Genomic DNA, 17,113 nt, shown 5'->3' on the forward strand with positions numbered 1-17,113 from the left:
TCTGTTAGCTTGCCAATTAATCACCCAATAGCCACCCACAATAATGCCTACCATCGCGATGACGGCATAGAGTTTCCCGTATTTCATGATTAGTACCGATGATGTGAGAGTGCAATCTGACAACGTTTTTCTAAACTAACTTGGTCTTTAGTACATGAGTTATCAATCAAGAGATAAATACCACCAGCGACTGTAATGAGTAATGCAAGAATAAAGCCGATAATGATGATTAAAGGTTTCCATAACATAGTGCTGACTCCGCTTCTCGACGACTGACAAGCCCTCGCCAAACCTTTCCACCTGCATATACCCAACGTTTCATTTCTTCACAGGCACCCGCTCTATCACCCGCATTTAATTTCTTGAGTAATGTTGAGCTAGCAAATGCGGTTGTACCCACATTAAAAGCAAAGGAATATAAAGCGGCTTTGGTGTAGTCATCTAGTGGTACTTTGATTAATGCATCGACTTGCTGTTGTGTCTTAATAAAATCGCTTTGTAATAACGCATCACATTCTTGTTGTGTGTATCTCTTACCTTGAATAATGTCTTTACCTGTATGCCCATAACAAACCGTTAGAACGCCTGCCACATCACGATAAGGCTCATAACGCACACCTTCAAAATGGGCAATGACAACTAACGCGATTGCTGTGGCTCCCGCTGTTGTTAGCGCAGCTATTTTCTGTTTGAGAGACATTAAATATCCTTTGGCGCTTTCACCATTAATTCAGCAAGCCTTTTTAACGTTTCGGTCGGGTTTTGTGGATCAACATGACGAACAAGCTCTTCAAATAATTGAGTACGTTTTCGTTGTTCTCGACGAGTCATAAAATAAGTAGCTAAACCGAGAACCATGCTAAACGCCATCCCGATAACAAATCCCCATTCATATAATGAGAGACTGGCAAAAAATGCCGTTAGGCCTGCGGTTCCGTAAGTAACATTGGTTAATTTTTCCATACGCATAGTCACCCCCAGAGGAGTGTCCGTTGATGATTAGTGTGAGAGAGTTAAAAGTGAAACGATAAAAATTAGGCGGGTATTGATACTTTAAGTGCCTTTAATAAAGCTTCAGGCAACTGCTCTTCCAGTGACGCATTAGAAACAATCACAAGACCATACATAGATACCCATGTATTCGTTTGTTGTAAATGTCCTTGAATAAATTGCTTCGCTTTCTCTAACAAATAAACACAACTCTCTTGTGTGTTTTTGCGCCAATAAGATTCAATCGCCACCAGCAATGGGTCACCTGCATCATTAATCTTTTGTGTGCCGATTCGATATTGCTTTTTACCTGCGGGAGACGTTGTGCAAATTAGTTGTGTGAGTTGTTGAGTTTCACCATCAGCCGTATGGATATTCGCCGTTAAAATGACGGAGGTATTCTTTTCACTGCCTGTTTCTGAGGCATAGTGAAGACTAAACTGTAATTCGCTTATCTCTTTTGACATAACATTTACCGATTTATTTAGTTAATAAGGTGCCGACTCACAGCTCTTGTGTGAACGGTATAAATGGGTGTTGATTCTGTGGTCGGCGTAGATGAAAAGGCTACAAAGTAACCTTATTTAATTTAGGGTTGAATACATTAATGATAATAATTATCATTACATATGTATCAAATTGACAGGTTTGGTACGAATTAGTACGACATGACTTACATTGCTTCTTGCGTTTATTTTATATGCCGATATGACTCCTAGCGTATCGGCATTTTTTATACCGTATTAGGTAGTCCTTTTATACTTACAATTTAGATGTATATGAGCATATTCGATCTAATACTGCTATAATTTAAAGCTAAATAGAATCGAACAGTTCTCTCAGTTCCAATAGTGGAGATAGGTAGAGATCATTAGGTATCAAAGTTACCGATTTTAGTCGGAGTGAGCTCCCCCACGACAATACATTCACAGGCATTAGGTGGACTGGATGTTGTATTCACTTTTCTAATTAATATTTATACCATTATCTCGTCATGACGTCGCAACTTCCCTCAATGTTATAGGTGGTAACTTCAAAAAGATGTTAATTTGATAGGTTACACCTTATTCAACATTGAACGAATTAATTCTGAACGGATGGTTGTGTATAATGCATAATTCAATTATAGAGAATAATATGAAACCTGCTTTTATTGTTTTTATAGTGACTACACTTTTGGCTGGTTGTGCCAGTATCTCTACTCCTGTAGTAACTGAAAAAAGGAACGATAATTTCTCGAAATATTCAGATCTTCAATTATGTAAAACGAAAAAGCATTATGAAATGGACGAATTGAATGTTAATCCATCATCCCATCCAGAATACAATGAAAATCTGAGGCGCTATAAAGCTATTTCAAATGAAATTGATAATAGAAATACACAAAGAATCGTAAATTACTGCTATAAATTAATTAACAAAGACCTATTGGATAATTTAACTCCAGAACAAAAGGAAAAATTAGAACTAACCCCACGACAGAAAAGAGCAAGAGCATTAGCCACTTGCCAAGCATTAGGTGGCACTAACTGCAATCCTAATTATGAATATTAGTTGTATCAGCTAGGACTCGACCTGACACAACTACAGAACATAGCTAAACCTAATCTGAAAGGTAGCTCTGTGCCAAAAGCAGATATTACAGACTTCATAACAACTGCTAATGAATCATGGGATACAATTAGCCCTTTAAAACTTATAAAAATAAAATCGTTTACTCATTGTTGCTTTTCTATATTTTAAATTGATATAAAAAAACTTAGTATTTGTGTTTAAAATCAATCAATTATATCTAAAAAGAGTTATGAAAATGAAAATAATAGCCAAGAGCCCTAAAAATTGCGATATAAAGGAATTAAAAACCTTTGAAAAATTAGTAATCGAGGGAGGTGAAGTAGCTCCTGAAGGGCTAAGTAAAAGGATATTGGATTCTGAGTGTCTGTTCTTTATCTACGCCAAGGAACAATGCATTGGTATTGGTGCAATCAAACGTCCAGTAGCAGGATATAAATTAAAATCTTTTGAAAAAGCTGGTGTTTCTGAGCAAGAAAAATACGATTATGAGTTAGGATGGATCTACATCAAAGAAAAAATGAGAGGACAACAATTAGGGAATAAATTAATGGAATCAATATGTTGTTACATTTCTGAGAATTTATCAGACAAAAAATGTTTTGCCACAGTCCGTCAAGATAACAATAGTATGCAGTATTTATTCGTAAAGTATAATTTTTCGAAATCAGGTCATTCATACAAAAGTAGAAGGGGTAATTATTTATTGGAGCTATATATAAAGGCATAATCAGCTCAAATATTCCTATTTATCTACTGACATACATCTTTAACGAAATAAAATTGAGTGGGAAGCTAAGTATTCTAAATTCTACTTTTCGCCCATCTCTGTCTATGTTTTTTGGACGGCTAGGGACAGAAGCGGACTTAATAAAAAAATATAATGAGAATACCTTGTTTCCCGTTATTACACATAATGTTTGTTAGGTAAGTAATTAATCTGATTTTAATTTTCCGGCTTTTATGAATATTTTACAGAGTTCTGTTGGGATTATTACACCACCATCGAAGCCGCCATTATTTTGTCCAAGTCCCGCATTAACAAATGCAAGCAAAAGAGATTGTTCCATTCTTGCAGATTCATAAATATCACACATCGAAAATGCAGCCAATGCAGGAATATCAAACGCAGGAATACGTTCCAAAGCGACAAGCACACGACGAAATTCAGAAAAATTAATCTCCGCACTGGCGAATGCCTTAAAAAACTTTGCTGCCAACTCTGGCTTATTTTCACTCTCCATTCGGTCTATTATTTCAATTATTCTTGCGCCAGCCTTCCCGCTAAATTTATCGTCTTCATTCAACTTATCGACCATTGCTACTCGATCTGATATTGAAAGATCAGAAAATTGTGTCAAGAAGCGAATAAGTTTTTCAGTGAATATATAGTCTCTCGCAGAACCTACAGCACTAAATATCCCAACAGCAGTATTAATAAAAGGAATCTCTTTCAAAACATCTGAGTCAATTAACATATCCAGTCCGCACTCAGCGTACTCCTTGCTGAGATCGATGATTGATGTTGATTTGATAGCATTTATCAATGCGGAACCGCGTTTGGAATCTTTTTCCATGCCCCCTCCGATGAGAATCAAGACTGTCATTTTGGAAACCTAACGTGGTCAACGTTTAGGTATCGAACATGCGATAGACTATATTTTACCTTATTAAGCATCGACTTTAAATCAACAAAGGGGTTATACAAAGTACTATCCGAATGAACGCGACACGTGACCACGTTTTTGAGCCGTTCTGAACCCTGTTAATTCATATACCTCGACACCAGATAGGAGGATATGTCAGCTCCTCTCTCAAACCATATCGTAATCTCTAACTGTGTTCTATCTACCCTAGCCTGACAAAAATAATTAAGGCTACACATAATGTGTAGCCTTAATCTTATTCACGTTATCTAACTCAATTATTTTTTATCTTTATTTTCTATCGCTATTGTTTGCCGTTTTTCTTCTTCAGGTAATTCATACTCAATAGCAATGGTCAGAAGTCCACTTGATAAATCAGCTTTTTCTATTTTAACATTTTTACCGAGGTCAAACTGCAATGTAAATTGCCCTTGAGATATGCCTCGGTGGATCCATTTATCATTGTCTTCTTCTGATTTTTCTTCTTTTTTCCCTTCAATCAATAAACGACTACCTTTCAATGAAACCGATAAGTCATTTTCTTGATATCCAGGCACACTCACTGTCAGTTCATAGTGGTTATCATCAATCTGTTTCAGGTTATAAGTCTGTACAGGTGATGCTATTGGCTTACTGCCTGTTAACTGACTAAACAGGCGATCTATTTGATCAAAACGGTTTGAAAGTAAGTTATCAGATAATGTTGGGAATAATGAAAAAGGTTTAATGTTAGGCATATAACTCCTCCTTCAGTATTTAGTGAATTATGGGCGGTATCTTATTTACCCAAAATATAAATATGAACGAGCAAGTGTTTTTCAAGCCCTAAAACCTAAATTTTTTATCTTTAGCCAATATGAGATTGTAGATAGCAAAAAACCCCGCCGAAGCGAGGTTTTATATATTCAACTATTTAATGCTTAACTCATTTGAGCCGTCATCACACTTTTGCAAAAGATACATTTTGCGCCGTGCGGATTGTTCACTGTGACATCAAATTGTGATGTTCTATATTGTGAACCGCTACAACTTGGGCATTTAAAATAGAGGCGAATAGTAATAGCGCCTTTAGAGAGCCACCACATTGCCTGCTGCTGGGCCTTTCATACCATTTTCCATGGTGAATGAAACTTGTTGGCCTTCCGCTAATGTTTTGAAGCTATCACTTTGGATTGCAGAGAAATGTACGAAGACATCTTTGCTGCCATCAGCTGGAGTAATAAAACCAAAACCTTTACCTTCATCGAACCATTTTACTGTACCAGTCATTGTATTAGACATAGAATTTCCTTTAATTTATTTAATTTGCCATAAGGCATATGCGGTTTGTTTTGTATTTTTACTTATGGGTATTAATTAGAAGGAATTCACAATGAAGAGGTATCGAGGATAACGCTAAACGGGAACAACTTTAAACTTACTAACATAAATAGGTCTGTACTTCCAAACCAGTGACGCTATTAAGCCATAGAAAAATGCAGATAGCAAACTTTATTTTTTAGCAGTAAATCAGCTTAAGTAGACCTATAAAAAACACAACCCCGCTACACTCACGAGGTTTTTAATAGATAATCATGTAACATTGAAATCATTATTAATACAATATATTGTGTTTTGTAATTACGCAAGACTATAAATGTGGTGTTTTCTAATTATTTTATCCATGTCTAATTTTACGTTATCAACCGATAGACATCCCTCAATAAAGCCTTCCGCAGTCTGCAATCGCTTAGCCACTTCGTTATGAGAAATACCGAGTTTTGAAGCCATTGAACGCAAAGGATAATTCTTCACATAGTACATAATAACCAACTGAAACAAGTAACTATTATTTACCTTTAAATGTAATACCGCTTTATTGATTTTTAAGCCATCATCATCTGAACATTGCTCTCGGCTTCGTCTTGAGCTTGGAATTAATCCTTTAAAACCTGCGGCAATTGATGAGTAATCGATACTATTTCCCTCATTAGCTGACCACGCTCCCCAACGCGATAAAACTTCCTGCATATCTCTCATACTTAGACTCCCCGTGCCGTACACACGTTAAACCAATGCCCCCATTCCTAATGAACGGCTTAAAAAAGAAAATAACAATTCGATTTGGTTACCATAAGTGGCTTCCCACAACTTGGGATCACGATGTAACTCATCATGATGTTGCCGACATAATGGAATAGTGAATAAGTCATGAGCTTTCGTTCCCATGCCTCCCATACCATGGCCGATGATATGATGTGGATCATCAGCTTGTTGTCCGCAAACACAACAAGGCTGTGTTTTTACCCATTGAAGCCATTGGGTATTCTCCCAACGGCGCATTTTAGGTTTAAGAAGAAATGAGGCTGGAGGTTCCGGATCGACAGTCACATTAATAACGGGTTTTATGGCATCTAAACGCGCATTCATTACTGATAGTGCTGTCACTTCATTTGGAACAATATCAGCTTCAGGAAAACCGCCATGCACCCTACGCTCTTTAGGTTTATCAGACCAATTTAGAATACGACGCAATATGGCATCAGGTAATTCATCAACCAGTTTATGCATCACGGCAAAAGCAAAAAAATCAGGTATCGTCAGCGAATGGTTATCATCTAATCTCAAACGACTGCGAATAGTGTCTATCATCCAAGCAATACGATTTTTATACGCTAATTCAGCAACCCACCCCGCCGATGAATTACGAATATGATTATCATGGTACCAACAAGTCCGTATCACACCGTCTTTATGCCATGTGGTTGTTAATTCATGATGATGATAACTGTCATGCTCATCGTTGATCTGGCAGCAATGGATATTTCTGCCTATCCACATATTCATCGATGCCAGCTCGCCCATAGCTTGGATCACTTTTTCATTATTCAAAAAGCCAATAATGTCCTTGTTATTCAATAATGGTTGTTCATTCCCTGTTAATGCACCAGAAGGCCATTTATCTAAACTCTTTGGTACATCACTAATAATCACACGAGAATGTTGTTTAAGTTGCTCAAGCAACTCCGCTTCAGGCTTCAATAAAACGACACCAAGATCAGGCTGAATATAAGGGGTTAATAATAATTTCATGCACTCACCCGCTTATTCAGCATCACCATACGGATCAATTCATCCGTTTTACTTTCAAAAAAATGGGGTTGGGTTTCACGAGGATTATTAGGGCTGGTCATGTTCTTCCCAAACTGACAACCTCGAGCAGTCACAGACCAGAACTCTTTCACTTTGTTTGCTGTTTTCGTACTTGGGCGAGATAAACGTTCAACAATGCCGAGATCGGCCAACCGTTTATAAGCTTGTTGCGCTGAAATAGGTAATTGATGTTTTCTAATCAGTGTTGATAAAGCTACTGTTGGACGACTTGAACCATCCATTGATCCGCTTGGCGCATCAATCGCATACACAGGGGCTAATTCGGGTAAGCCTGCCATGGCTTGTAATTTTTGATACGCCCCTAATTTTGAAGAGTTTGAGAAATTCAGGCTTTTAGCCATCGATTCAAGCAATATGACTCCAGCTTGAACTTTATCGGCTAACTTTTCGCCGTGTTGCTGTGTTATCAATGCATCAAAAGTACGGATCACTTTTAAATGAAATGATGGGCTTATCCACATTGCATAGGCATACACTAATTCTTTGCAAACATATGTTCCTTGGTTAAGCCCACCAACAATAGTCACAATGGGAACCGCTCCTGTGATCTCAGGAGCGGTTGAAATTTCATCAACCAACTCTTTAGTTTGAGTCAAAGCACTCCAATTCGACGGTTGATGCCGTTTTTCACCACCTGAGACTCGATGAAGATCATTTAAACAATAACGCCCTGCGGTATCTCGACGAATTTGAACACCATCAATAACAATTAGTCCATTCATGTTATTTTTCTCCACTCTCGTTTATAGCAAAACTTCCTGAGCAACTTGTTCTGCGACTTGTTGCCAAATACCTCGCCACGCAGCTAAACCTGCAACCTCATTCATTCGGCCTAGACCATTTTTCTTAGCCTGAATAGCGGCTAATTCTTGGATTTTATTTTTAGGTTTCCAACCTGTACCCCAGATAAGCCGGAATGTTTCATCACGCTCTACGGAATCGATGGTGATTTTTTTCTTACCCGCCAAACGTAAGGTTAAATCATCCCATTGAGCCCTGAGTGTACGAGGACACTGAACATTCTTTTTCCAAAAATTATCTTGCGTAATTCGTTTATAGAACTGACAAATTTCTTTGTGAGTATGCCCATCAATCGTTGTCATTAAGCGAATATCATTAGCCCAATCAGTGAAATTGGGCTCTTTAGGCGTTTTTAATCCCATCTCTTGAAACACTTCGCATTTACGACTGAATAGCCATTTAGCGCACTTCAAATCGTCAGCGGAGCCCCATTTTTGAAAATTGGCGCTGTAAATCACAGCTTCAGGACAACGTGTTAAAAAATCCATTTTCGGCTGGTCGCTGAATGCGCCAGAATTCTGCGACGAAGAATGATTTATTGATGGATCATATTTTGAAGTTACTGATGGATCGCCCTCAGGAGCTGGCGGGTCAAAATCCCTATTTTTGCTCAATTTTGAGGGAACAGAATTTGATGCAACAAATTTTGATGGGTCAACTCCTGATGCATCAGGTTTTGACACGTCAGATTTTGTTGGTTGAGAAAGCGCTTTCTTTGCTGATTGGTATAGTTTCTCTACATTCAGCTGGTAAATATTGCTTGCGTTACGATTGCCTTTTCTGCGCTTTTCGCTGGTTAACCACCCTTCTTTTTCTAACTGTTTTATTGCCGTGCGCACCGTGCTTTCACCCGCACCAATTTGACGAGCAATCGTCACAACAGAAGGCCAACAAATACCTTCATCATTAGAAAAATCAGCTAATCTTGCCATGATAGCGACTGATGTGAGTTTTAAACCTGCATGGGCGCAACCATCCCAAACATAACTAGATAATTTAACACTCATAGGAGGCCTCACTTAACTCGGGTATATCTCTCTTTAAATCTTTGAACCGGCTCGCATTGTTCGTATTCACAACCATCAATCATAAAAATAACGCGCTGTTTTTCTCGATCATAACGAATGACATGAACAAGGAGCCCTCGAGGGTTTCTGTAATAGCGATCAAGACGATTGGGATCTTCATTTCGCATTGCATTTTCCTCCACTCAAGAAATAGAAATCAGCCCATGACTTTTTCAGTGTCCTCTTATCTACCAAATCGATATTTTTTCGGTAGTTGTGTGATCGATTGTCACTCGGTATGCTTTCTACATAGCGAAATGTTCCCTCTTTAGTTAAGGGTAAACAGCGAAATTGCTTTTTAGGTATTAGATACGCTAATCTACTCATGCTTATTTCTCTTCACATCATTGAAATTGGCAACCGAAGCCAGAGGCCGTATACCTTTGGCTTCACCCTTTCTTAGTCGCTTCCTGTTTTTCACCGTATAACACTTTCAGTGAATCCAAGAAACCAATTGCATACGCAAAAACTTTCCCTGCTTTTCGATAAATACGCCCTATTTCTTCATCCGTTAAAACGCCATCAACAAGGCTTTCTTGAATTAAAACGGCGAGTGATCCTTGCATAGCCGCCAATGTCATTCGCATATCAAATAGCTCTACTTGATCTATCTTTTCTGCTTCTATTTTTGGTAATGCACTCATGCCATGGCGATCTAGATGATATTCCACCAGCAACTTAGTGCCCGAAATGTCTTCCATGGCTTCTTGTTCATCGATATCAAAGAAACGACAGCCATTTTTTTCGTATAACTTGTTATTAAACGTCTCGAGTGACATACCTAGAGCCCCTGCCATAGCAGAACGTCCACCCGGCAGTGCTTTGCACATTTCTTTGATAACTTCTTTAATTGAATGTTTGCTCATATCTACCTACTCTATCTTTTATTGGTAGTTAATTGCCTTATGCTGTTTTGGTATTTTTTCTATAAAGTTCAGGGTTATATTTAAGTTTTCCCTCAGTTAGTAAGTCAGCTTCAATTGCTCGATTTTTAGGTATTAATTGACCTGGTCTTTTCTTCCATTGATAAAAGGCTTCTGGCGTAATTTTAAAAAAACTAGCGACTTTGCTAGCATCACCAAAGTAAACTTCAACTTCATTAGTTGTCATAAGCACCTCCAATATAAGTTTTATTAGATATTAAAATATAAGTTTTCTTTTATCAATAAAAACTAAGATAACTTAGTTAAAAACTAACCTCGGAATGAAAATGGATACTGTTGGAAGCAGAATAAAAAAGCTTCGTAAGACAACCAAGACGACACAAAATGAACTAGGGAAATACTGTGGCGTATCGGGTGTTGCGGTTGGCTATTGGGAAAAAGATCTTAATTTGCCAAATGGTGATGCTCTAATAAAGCTTGCTCAATTTTTTAATACAACTGAGTCTTACATCCTTTACGGCATATCATCGAAGGAAAATATTTCTGTGATTACAACAATGAGAAAACTTCCCGTTTTGTCATATGTACAAGCAGGTAAATTCACTGAATACCTAGCAACAGAGATTTATGATGAAACGTTGGAATATCTAGAAACTTCTTTAAAGGTATCACCTTCAAGCTTTGCCCTTACAGTAAGAGGTGATTCGATGACTAATCCTTCGGGTATGCCTTCTATTCCAGAAGGTGCGAAAGTTATTGTTGATCCAGCAGCAGAGGCAATTAGTGGCAAAATTGTAGTCGCTCGCCTTACAGGAAGTGACGAGGTAACAATAAAAAAATTAATTATTGATGGCCCTAATAAATACCTATCTCCACTCAATCCCCGCTATCCAAACATCCCGATCAATGGCAATTGTGAAATTGTTGGTGTTGTAAAGGGTGTTCAGTACGAATTGTAATCTCACCATCACACAAATCTAAATTTACTTAGATTTGTGTTGACATAAAATATAAGTTTTATTAGATTTAATTCTAACAAAACTTAGTATTAGATGAAGAGTCTTTCCCACTTCATAGAAAACAGCAGAAACCGCCACAACTTGAGGTAAGCAATAATCAAGTTCAATAATTGAAACATAAAAAATAAGTTTTTATTTAAATTTACCATTAATCAACATCAGGGAAATTTAATCTCGATTAATTCGAAAGGGATCTTTATTACTTAAATTATGTGGAGAGAATAATGTCTTATATTGCAACTGCAACGAATAAGCACTTCTATTACCTCGATGTACGGATCGAGGATATAGATATTCAAGACATTGCGACGGGTTTAGCTAATGAATGTCGCTTTAATGGACAGATTGATAATTTCTACTCTGTTGCTCAGCACTCGGTATATGTCAGCTATTTAGTTGCTCCTGAATATGCTTTAGAAGCCTTACTTCATGATGCCAGTGAGGCCTATGTAAAAGATCTGCCATCACCGCTTAAAAAGCTATTACCTGAATATAAGGAAATAGAAAAAAGCATTGATGCTGTTATTCGTCAAAAATATAACTTGCCACCCGTTATATCGGACGCTGTTCATTTAGCCGACTTAATGATGTTAGCAACTGAAAAACGAGATTTAGAAATTGATGTGGGTAGTAATTGGCTAATGCTTGAAGGTATTCCTACAAGTGATTTTATTGTTAATCCATTAACCCCACTACAAGCCAAAGTTTTATTTTTACGTAGATTCAATGAATTAAGTAAAAGGAGCTAAATAAACAGTTCTAAAAAGTTTAAATAAATACCACCAGCATTATTAACGTCTATTTAAACTGTATACGGCAGTATGGAGAGAAAATATGTCAAGAATGGTGACTCTTGAAGCGTGGGCAAGATTGGAATTTGGAGATGCCTCTCCTTGCATGACGGTATTACAAAAATACGCAAAGAATAACCTTATTGCACCACCTGCAATGAAAGTGGGCCGCAAGTGGATGGTTGATAGAGAAGCTCGTTATGTGGGCTATCTGTCTCTCCCTCAAATTCCTACTAAATCAACGGAACGACTTAAGAGGATAATTACAGATGGCTGCCCGACCACGAATCCATAATATTATTATCCCTAATCTATATCGAAAGCTAGATAAACGTAACGGCAAGATTTATTGGCAATATAAACATCCCATCACCGGTAAATTTCATAGCTTAGGCACCGACGAGCAAGAAGCGAGAGAAACTGCCATTCAAGCCAATACAATTATTGCTGAACAACATACTCGACAGTTATTAAGTATTAATGAACGGTTATCAAAAATTAAGACAAACAAGTCTGAAATATCTGTCGATATATGGATGGATAAATATTTAGATATTCAAAAAGAAAGATTAGATATCGGTGAATTAAAAATTAATTCTTATCGACAAAAAATGAAACCTATTAATTTATTCCGTCAGTATTGTGGTACGAAAATATTAAAAGAGATAACCGCATTAGATATCGCTGAAATAATAGATTCCGTCAAAGTATTAGGACATTCAAGAATGGCTCAGGTCGTTCGCATGGTGCTTATTGATGTATTTAAAGAAGCTCAACATGCTGGCTATGTTCCTCCTGGTTACAATCCTGCGAAAGCAACTAAACAACCACGGAACAGAGTGAAAAGAGAACGCATGACATTGGAAGAATGGCGGACTATTTACCAGCAAGCTAAAAATCACCCTCCTTACTTGCAATGTGGCATGTTGTTGGCTTTAACCACAGGTCAGCGGATCGGTGATATCTGTAAAATGAAATTCTCTGATATTTGGGATGACATGTTACATATACAGCAAGAGAAAACAGGCAGTAAGTTGGCCATCCCTCTCTCGCTAAAATGTGAGGCTATCAATCTCTCCTTAAGGGAGGTTGTTGCTCAATGTCGTGACGCGGTTGTGAGTAAATATCTCGTGCATTATCGACATACCACCGCACAAGCAAAACGAGGCGAACAAGTCACACCAAATACGTTAACCACAACGTTTAAAAAAGCGCGAGATAAATGTGGGTTAACTTGGGAAAAAGGTACGGCACCAACTTTCCATGAGCAGCGATCTTTATCTGAACGACTTTATCGTGAACAAGGAATTAATACACAAAAATTATTGGGTCATAAAACACAAAATATGACTGATAAATACCACGATGATAGAGGCAAAGAATGGCAAATTATTGCTGTTTAATTGAACAGTTTTGGGGAAGAGTTTTGGGGATATTTTGGGGAAGAATTTTATAGTACAAAAAATAAACGGGAACTAATAAGCTCCCGTTAACTATTTATCAAATCAACAATTACATATGTTTGATAATCGCGTCACCAAACTCGCTACATTTCAGCAGTTTAGCACCTTCTAACTGACGTTCGAAATCATAAGTTACGGTCTTAGCGGCAATCGCACCTTCCATACCTTTAATGATTAAGTCAGCGGCTTCTGTCCAACCCATGTGGCGTAGCATCATTTCTGCGGAAAGAATGATCGAACCTGGGTTAACTTTGTCTTGGCCTGCATATTTTGGTGCTGTGCCGTGTGTTGCTTCAAACAATGCACACTCATCACCAATATTTGCACCTGGTGCGATACCAATACCACCTACTTGAGCTGCTAATGCATCAGAAATATAGTCGCCATTTAGGTTCATACATGCGATAACATCATACTCTGCTGGGCGTAACAGAATTTGTTGTAAAAATGCGTCAGCGATAACGTCTTTAACGATAATCTCTTTACCTGATTTTGGATTCTTGATTTTGACCCAAGGACCGCCATCTAATAATTCACCACCGAACTCCTCGCGAGCTAACTCATAACCCCAGTCTTTAAAGGCACCTTCGGTAAATTTCATAATATTACCTTTGTGTACCAATGTGACTGAATCGCGATCATTATCAATAGCATATTCAATTGCGGCACGAACTAAACGCTTAGTACCTTCTTCTGAACAAGGCTTAATACCAATACCGCAATCTTGTGGGAAGCGGATTTTAGTAACACCCATTTCAGTTTGCAGGAATTTAATCACTTTATCTGCTTCTGCTGAGCCCGCTTTCCACTCAATACCAGCATAAATATCTTCTGAGTTTTCACGGAAGATAACCATATCGGTTAGTTCTGGCTGTTTAACAGGGCTTGGAGTGCCTTTGTAATAACGTACTGGGCGTAGGCAAATATAGAGGTCAAGTTGTTGGCGTAATGCAACATTTAATGAACGGATACCACCGCCAACTGGCGTAGTAAGAGGACCTTTAATAGAAACTCGATATTCACGGATAAGATCTAAGGTTTCTTCTGGTAACCAAACATCTTTACCATATACCTGCGTTGATTTTTCACCGGTGTAAACTTCCATCCACTCAATCTTACGTTCTTTGCCGTAAGCTTTCTCAACTGCTGCATCAACAACTTTTAACATTGCTGGCGTAACATCGATACCGATACCATCCCCTTCGATATAAGGGATAACCGGATTATTTGGAACAACAAGCTTACCTTTAGCATCTAGTGTAATTTTAGCGCCATTAGCCGGAACAACTACTTTGCTTTCCATTTACCTCTCCTTTCATGTAAGCGCACGCTTTGTTAATTTTTTGTAAGAGACCTGTCAATACTACTTGATTATTCAGCTAACGCCAATCGCTTCTCTTTTAAGGTATAATCAATCTCCCATTTTTTACAAAAATTAACTATGGCAAATCAACTTAAAAATAGCGCTAAATCGAGAAAACATCACACGCCACTCGCACAAAGAAAGCCAGTGCGCCCAAGAGGTGAGCGTAAAGTCGTTATCTTCAACAAGCCCTTCGATGTTCTTGTGCAATTTACAGACGAAAATGGCAGAAAAACACTAAAAGATTTTATTCCTATTCGTGATATTTATGCGGCAGGACGTTTAGATAGAGATAGTGAAGGACTTTTAGTCTTAACAAATGATGGGAAGCTACAAGCACAATTAACACAACCGGGTAAAAAAACAGGAAAAATCTACTATGCTCAGGTTGAAGGCATTCCAAGTGCTGCCTCATTACAACAATTTAGAAATGGATTAGAGCTTAAAGATGGCAAAACATTACCTGCACAAGTCGAAATAGTTGAACAACCCGAATGGCTATGGGAGAGAAATCCGCCTATTAGAGAACGTCAAACTATCCCGACAACTTGGTTAAAAATAACGTTATTTGAAGGTAAAAACCGTCAAGTGAGACGAATGACGGCGCATATCGGTTATCCAACATTGCGTTTGATCCGCTTTAGTATGGGAAATATTACATTGGATAATTTATTACCCGGTGAATGGAAGGAGATTGATTTTGTTTAAACCTAATGTGACTGTCGCATGTATCGTTCATGCAAAAAATAAGTTTCTCGTTGTTGAAGAAATGGTCAATGGAAAAGCGACGTGGAATCAACCCGCTGGACACCTTGAAGCCAATGAAACACTTATTCAGGCGGTTCAACGTGAATTATGGGAAGAAACAGGGTTAACACTTCCTGTTCAACATTTTCTAAAATTACACCAATGGATTGCGCCTGATAAAACACCTTTTCTACGTTTTCTTTTTCTTATTGAAGCGCAAGAGCAATATGAAACTCATCCTCATGATAGTGATATTGATTGTTGTCACTGGGTCAGTGCCGATGAAATTATTCATAGCCAACAATTACGTTCACCTTTAGTCAGAGAAAGCCTGCTATGTTATCAACAAGGTGAACGTTATCCCCTATCTCTATTAAGCAGTTTTGGTGTTCCTTTTAATTAAATAATATTAAAGAAAAAACAAAGCATCAAAAACAGAGTAAGACATGATGCACCTGTGTCAGTGATATGGTAAAGTATGGCGCTTATTTTTCCGCAGTGAGATCCAGTCATGTCAGATAACAGCCAAAAAAAAGTCATCGTAGGAATGTCCGGTGGCGTAGATTCATCCGTCTCAGCCTATCTTCTTAAGGAACAGGGATATCAGGTCGTTGGTCTGTTTATGAAGAACTGGGAAGAAGACGACGATACAGAATATTGCTCAGCATCTACCGATCTTGCCGATGCGCAAGCTGTGTGCGATAAACTTGGCATTGAGCTTTATACCATCAATTTTGCTGCTGAATATTGGGATAATGTTTTCGAACATTTTTTATCTGAATATAAAGCAGGTCGTACCCCTAACCCCGATATTCTTTGCAATAAAGAAATAAAATTTAAAGCATTTTTAGAATATGCAGCGGAAGATTTGGGTGCTGACTATATCGCAACAGGTCACTATGTTCGTCGTCGTGATGTTGATGGCAAAAGCCAATTGCTTCGCGGTGTTGATAACAACAAAGACCAAAGCTACTTTTTATATACGTTAAGTCACGAGCAAATTGCACAAAGCCTTTTCCCTGTGGGTGAAATGGAAAAACCTGAAGTGAGAAAAATTGCTGAAAAACTTGATTTAGCGACAGCAAAGAAAAAAGACTCAACTGGTATTTGTTTTATTGGTGAACGTAAATTTACCGATTTCTTATCGCGTTATTTACCTGCTAAACCTGGTCCTATCATCACGGTTGATGGAGAAACCATTGGTGAACACCAAGGGTTGATGTATCACACATTAGGTCAACGTAAAGGGTTAGGTATTGGTGGAACGAAAGACGGTGGCGATGCCCCTTGGTATGTTGTTGATAAAGATGTTGAAAACAATATTCTTATCGTTGCTCAAGGTCATGAACACCCAAGATTGATGTCTGTAGGTTTGATTGCTCAACAATTACATTGGGTATCAAGGGAACCTATTACTGAGGCTTTCCGCTGTACTGTTAAAACACGATATCGCCAACCTGATATTGCGTGTACAGTAACACCATTAGGTGAAGACAAAATTGAAGTCCGCTTTGATTATCCTGTTGCAGCAGTTACCCCGGGACAATCAGCCGTCTTTTATCAAGACGAAGTCTGTTTAGGTGGCGGTATTATTGAAACCCGTATTCAGGAGTAGAC

The 17,113-nt window shown here is 38.1% G+C and carries 25 protein-coding genes; 9 read left to right on the forward strand and 16 right to left on the reverse strand.

The features are described 5' to 3' along the window. Positions 1-89: 89 nt before the first annotated feature. The 4 genes from ACNARN_RS16420 to ACNARN_RS16435 all read right to left on the reverse strand — a co-directional run bounded on the left by ACNARN_RS16420 (position 90) and on the right by ACNARN_RS16435 (position 1,457). Positions 90-248 (reverse strand): hypothetical protein, encoded by a 159-nt coding sequence (locus tag ACNARN_RS16420; protein WP_265576272.1) that lies wholly within the window; start codon positions 246-248, stop codon positions 90-92. Beyond that, the gene (locus ACNARN_RS16425; RefSeq protein ID WP_416304710.1) at positions 230-700 is read right to left on the reverse strand and encodes a lysozyme; all 471 of its coding nucleotides are present in this window, start codon (positions 698-700) and stop codon (positions 230-232) included. Before ACNARN_RS16425 ends, ACNARN_RS16420 begins: the two co-directional genes overlap by 19 nt. Beyond that, positions 700-969, reverse strand: a complete 270-nt coding sequence (locus tag ACNARN_RS16430; protein ID WP_046334538.1) for a bacteriophage protein — start codon at positions 967-969, stop codon at positions 700-702. Before ACNARN_RS16430 ends, ACNARN_RS16425 begins: the two co-directional genes overlap by 1 nt. A 65-nt stretch (positions 970-1,034) precedes the next feature. After that, entirely contained in the window at positions 1,035-1,457 is a 423-nt protein-coding gene (locus ACNARN_RS16435) for a hypothetical protein (protein ID WP_416304711.1), read from the reverse strand. A gap of 670 nt (positions 1,458-2,127) precedes the next feature. On the opposite strand from ACNARN_RS16435, the gene ACNARN_RS16440 reads away from it, so the two are divergent. Beyond that, positions 2,128-2,544, forward strand: a complete 417-nt coding sequence (locus ACNARN_RS16440) for a hypothetical protein (RefSeq protein ID WP_109023980.1) — start codon at positions 2,128-2,130, stop codon at positions 2,542-2,544. A gap of 256 nt (positions 2,545-2,800) precedes the next feature. After that, positions 2,801-3,292 (forward strand): GNAT family N-acetyltransferase, encoded by a 492-nt coding sequence (locus ACNARN_RS16445; RefSeq protein WP_196726983.1) that lies wholly within the window; start codon positions 2,801-2,803, stop codon positions 3,290-3,292. A 205-nt stretch (positions 3,293-3,497) separates the two neighbouring features. Here ACNARN_RS16445 and ACNARN_RS16450 read toward each other — a convergent pair whose 3' ends face one another. From ACNARN_RS16450 to ACNARN_RS16500, 11 genes are all read right to left on the reverse strand, one after another. Then, positions 3,498-4,139: a hypothetical protein gene (locus tag ACNARN_RS16450; RefSeq protein ID WP_109023979.1), complete on the reverse strand. Its 642-nt coding sequence runs from the start codon at positions 4,137-4,139 to the stop codon at positions 3,498-3,500. Positions 4,140-4,486: 347 nt separating this feature from the next. Continuing rightward, the gene (locus ACNARN_RS16455) at positions 4,487-4,945 is read right to left on the reverse strand and encodes an Hsp20 family protein (RefSeq protein WP_023582443.1); all 459 of its coding nucleotides are present in this window, start codon (positions 4,943-4,945) and stop codon (positions 4,487-4,489) included. Between the two features lie 183 nt (positions 4,946-5,128). Beyond that, positions 5,129-5,293 (reverse strand): cold-shock protein, encoded by a 165-nt coding sequence (locus tag ACNARN_RS16460; RefSeq protein ID WP_416304712.1) that lies wholly within the window; start codon positions 5,291-5,293, stop codon positions 5,129-5,131. Continuing rightward, a complete protein-coding gene (gene cspA / locus ACNARN_RS16465) occupies positions 5,277-5,489 on the reverse strand; it encodes an RNA chaperone/antiterminator CspA (protein ID WP_004244726.1) in 213 nt (70 codons plus the stop codon). The genes ACNARN_RS16460 and cspA overlap by 17 nt, the downstream gene beginning before the upstream one ends. A 339-nt stretch (positions 5,490-5,828) precedes the next feature. Further along, entirely contained in the window at positions 5,829-6,227 is a 399-nt protein-coding gene (locus tag ACNARN_RS16470; protein WP_049219743.1) for an antiterminator Q family protein, read from the reverse strand. A gap of 27 nt (positions 6,228-6,254) precedes the next feature. Beyond that, complete coding sequence (locus ACNARN_RS16475) at positions 6,255-7,280, reverse strand: DUF968 domain-containing protein (RefSeq protein WP_109023977.1); 1,026 nt, start codon at positions 7,278-7,280, stop codon at positions 6,255-6,257. Continuing rightward, the gene (locus ACNARN_RS16480) at positions 7,277-8,083 is read right to left on the reverse strand and encodes a KilA-N domain-containing protein (protein ID WP_036937661.1); all 807 of its coding nucleotides are present in this window, start codon (positions 8,081-8,083) and stop codon (positions 7,277-7,279) included. The genes ACNARN_RS16475 and ACNARN_RS16480 overlap by 4 nt, the downstream gene beginning before the upstream one ends. A 21-nt stretch (positions 8,084-8,104) precedes the next feature. Beyond that, positions 8,105-9,169, reverse strand: coding sequence for a helix-turn-helix domain-containing protein (locus ACNARN_RS16485; protein WP_250250720.1), 1,065 nt, complete (start codon positions 9,167-9,169; stop codon positions 8,105-8,107). Positions 9,170-9,177: 8 nt separating this feature from the next. Continuing rightward, positions 9,178-9,357, reverse strand: a complete 180-nt coding sequence (locus tag ACNARN_RS16490; protein ID WP_017628377.1) for a DUF4222 domain-containing protein — start codon at positions 9,355-9,357, stop codon at positions 9,178-9,180. A 261-nt stretch (positions 9,358-9,618) separates the two neighbouring features. Next, the gene (locus tag ACNARN_RS16495) at positions 9,619-10,095 is read right to left on the reverse strand and encodes a YmfL family putative regulatory protein (protein ID WP_036908083.1); all 477 of its coding nucleotides are present in this window, start codon (positions 10,093-10,095) and stop codon (positions 9,619-9,621) included. 37 nt (positions 10,096-10,132) lie between these two features. After that, on the reverse strand, positions 10,133-10,339 hold the full coding sequence (locus tag ACNARN_RS16500; protein WP_006537203.1) for a Cro/CI family transcriptional regulator: 207 nt from the start codon (positions 10,337-10,339) through the stop codon (positions 10,133-10,135). A gap of 100 nt (positions 10,340-10,439) precedes the next feature. On the opposite strand from ACNARN_RS16500, the gene ACNARN_RS16505 reads away from it, so the two are divergent. The 4 genes from ACNARN_RS16505 to ACNARN_RS16520 all read left to right on the forward strand — a co-directional run bounded on the left by ACNARN_RS16505 (position 10,440) and on the right by ACNARN_RS16520 (position 13,326). Next, on the forward strand, positions 10,440-11,072 hold the full coding sequence (locus ACNARN_RS16505) for a LexA family protein (protein ID WP_017628378.1): 633 nt from the start codon (positions 10,440-10,442) through the stop codon (positions 11,070-11,072). A gap of 284 nt (positions 11,073-11,356) precedes the next feature. After that, positions 11,357-11,881 (forward strand): hypothetical protein, encoded by a 525-nt coding sequence (locus ACNARN_RS16510; RefSeq protein WP_036908086.1) that lies wholly within the window; start codon positions 11,357-11,359, stop codon positions 11,879-11,881. Positions 11,882-11,966: 85 nt separating this feature from the next. Next, positions 11,967-12,218, forward strand: coding sequence for an excisionase (locus ACNARN_RS16515; protein WP_017628380.1), 252 nt, complete (start codon positions 11,967-11,969; stop codon positions 12,216-12,218). Continuing rightward, positions 12,193-13,326 (forward strand): site-specific integrase, encoded by a 1,134-nt coding sequence (locus ACNARN_RS16520; RefSeq protein WP_252447155.1) that lies wholly within the window; start codon positions 12,193-12,195, stop codon positions 13,324-13,326. Before ACNARN_RS16515 ends, ACNARN_RS16520 begins: the two co-directional genes overlap by 26 nt. A 109-nt stretch (positions 13,327-13,435) precedes the next feature. Here the strand turns inward: ACNARN_RS16520 and icd are convergent, their stop codons facing one another. After that, positions 13,436-14,689 (reverse strand): NADP-dependent isocitrate dehydrogenase, encoded by a 1,254-nt coding sequence (icd, locus tag ACNARN_RS16525; protein ID WP_023582546.1) that lies wholly within the window; start codon positions 14,687-14,689, stop codon positions 13,436-13,438. A 138-nt stretch (positions 14,690-14,827) separates the two neighbouring features. On the opposite strand from icd, the gene rluE reads away from it, so the two are divergent. The 3 genes from rluE (at position 14,828) to mnmA (ending at position 17,111) form a co-directional block, all read left to right on the forward strand. Next, complete coding sequence (rluE, locus tag ACNARN_RS16530) at positions 14,828-15,457, forward strand: 23S rRNA pseudouridine(2457) synthase RluE (RefSeq protein ID WP_196533145.1); 630 nt, start codon at positions 14,828-14,830, stop codon at positions 15,455-15,457. Further along, positions 15,450-15,899: an NUDIX hydrolase gene (locus ACNARN_RS16535; RefSeq protein ID WP_349443366.1), complete on the forward strand. Its 450-nt coding sequence runs from the start codon at positions 15,450-15,452 to the stop codon at positions 15,897-15,899. Before rluE ends, ACNARN_RS16535 begins: the two co-directional genes overlap by 8 nt. Positions 15,900-16,007: 108 nt before the next feature. Further along, positions 16,008-17,111 carry a tRNA 2-thiouridine(34) synthase MnmA gene (mnmA, locus tag ACNARN_RS16540; protein WP_349443365.1) on the forward strand — a complete coding sequence of 368 codons (1,104 nt, stop codon included), beginning with the start codon at positions 16,008-16,010 and terminating at the stop codon, positions 17,109-17,111. Positions 17,112-17,113 lie beyond the last annotated feature (2 nt).

The sequence above is a fragment of the Proteus sp. TSJ240517 genome, assembly GCF_047921575.1.
In the GTDB taxonomy this organism is placed as follows: domain Bacteria; phylum Pseudomonadota; class Gammaproteobacteria; order Enterobacterales; family Enterobacteriaceae; genus Proteus.

What these genes read in the sequence shown, in the direction of transcription:
- ACNARN_RS16480 (WP_036937661.1), bottom strand. Translation starts at nt 8,083, where the DNA reads ATGAATGGACTAATTGTTATTGATGGTGTTCAAATTCGTCGAGATACC.
- ACNARN_RS16425 (WP_416304710.1), bottom strand. Translation starts at nt 700, where the DNA reads ATGTCTCTCAAACAGAAAATAGCTGCGCTAACAACAGCGGGAGCCACA.
- ACNARN_RS16455 (WP_023582443.1), bottom strand. Translation starts at nt 4,945, where the DNA reads ATGCCTAACATTAAACCTTTTTCATTATTCCCAACATTATCTGATAAC.
- ACNARN_RS16440 (WP_109023980.1), top strand. Translation starts at nt 2,128, where the DNA reads ATGAAACCTGCTTTTATTGTTTTTATAGTGACTACACTTTTGGCTGGT.
- ACNARN_RS16500 (WP_006537203.1), bottom strand. Translation starts at nt 10,339, where the DNA reads ATGACAACTAATGAAGTTGAAGTTTACTTTGGTGATGCTAGCAAAGTC.
- mnmA (WP_349443365.1), top strand. Translation starts at nt 16,008, where the DNA reads ATGTCAGATAACAGCCAAAAAAAAGTCATCGTAGGAATGTCCGGTGGC.
- icd (WP_023582546.1), bottom strand. Translation starts at nt 14,689, where the DNA reads ATGGAAAGCAAAGTAGTTGTTCCGGCTAATGGCGCTAAAATTACACTA.
- ACNARN_RS16505 (WP_017628378.1), top strand. Translation starts at nt 10,440, where the DNA reads ATGGATACTGTTGGAAGCAGAATAAAAAAGCTTCGTAAGACAACCAAG.
- rluE (WP_196533145.1), top strand. Translation starts at nt 14,828, where the DNA reads ATGGCAAATCAACTTAAAAATAGCGCTAAATCGAGAAAACATCACACG.
- ACNARN_RS16435 (WP_416304711.1), bottom strand. Translation starts at nt 1,457, where the DNA reads ATGTCAAAAGAGATAAGCGAATTACAGTTTAGTCTTCACTATGCCTCA.
- ACNARN_RS16475 (WP_109023977.1), bottom strand. Translation starts at nt 7,280, where the DNA reads ATGAAATTATTATTAACCCCTTATATTCAGCCTGATCTTGGTGTCGTT.
- ACNARN_RS16485 (WP_250250720.1), bottom strand. Translation starts at nt 9,169, where the DNA reads ATGAGTGTTAAATTATCTAGTTATGTTTGGGATGGTTGCGCCCATGCA.
- ACNARN_RS16515 (WP_017628380.1), top strand. Translation starts at nt 11,967, where the DNA reads ATGTCAAGAATGGTGACTCTTGAAGCGTGGGCAAGATTGGAATTTGGA.
- ACNARN_RS16445 (WP_196726983.1), top strand. Translation starts at nt 2,801, where the DNA reads ATGAAAATAATAGCCAAGAGCCCTAAAAATTGCGATATAAAGGAATTA.
- ACNARN_RS16520 (WP_252447155.1), top strand. Translation starts at nt 12,193, where the DNA reads ATGGCTGCCCGACCACGAATCCATAATATTATTATCCCTAATCTATAT.
- ACNARN_RS16420 (WP_265576272.1), bottom strand. Translation starts at nt 248, where the DNA reads ATGTTATGGAAACCTTTAATCATCATTATCGGCTTTATTCTTGCATTA.
- ACNARN_RS16430 (WP_046334538.1), bottom strand. Translation starts at nt 969, where the DNA reads ATGCGTATGGAAAAATTAACCAATGTTACTTACGGAACCGCAGGCCTA.
- ACNARN_RS16470 (WP_049219743.1), bottom strand. Translation starts at nt 6,227, where the DNA reads ATGAGAGATATGCAGGAAGTTTTATCGCGTTGGGGAGCGTGGTCAGCT.
- ACNARN_RS16510 (WP_036908086.1), top strand. Translation starts at nt 11,357, where the DNA reads ATGTCTTATATTGCAACTGCAACGAATAAGCACTTCTATTACCTCGAT.
- ACNARN_RS16490 (WP_017628377.1), bottom strand. Translation starts at nt 9,357, where the DNA reads ATGCGAAATGAAGATCCCAATCGTCTTGATCGCTATTACAGAAACCCT.
- ACNARN_RS16495 (WP_036908083.1), bottom strand. Translation starts at nt 10,095, where the DNA reads ATGAGCAAACATTCAATTAAAGAAGTTATCAAAGAAATGTGCAAAGCA.
- ACNARN_RS16450 (WP_109023979.1), bottom strand. Translation starts at nt 4,139, where the DNA reads ATGGAAAAAGATTCCAAACGCGGTTCCGCATTGATAAATGCTATCAAA.
- ACNARN_RS16460 (WP_416304712.1), bottom strand. Translation starts at nt 5,293, where the DNA reads ATGTGGTGGCTCTCTAAAGGCGCTATTACTATTCGCCTCTATTTTAAA.
- cspA (WP_004244726.1), bottom strand. Translation starts at nt 5,489, where the DNA reads ATGTCTAATACAATGACTGGTACAGTAAAATGGTTCGATGAAGGTAAA.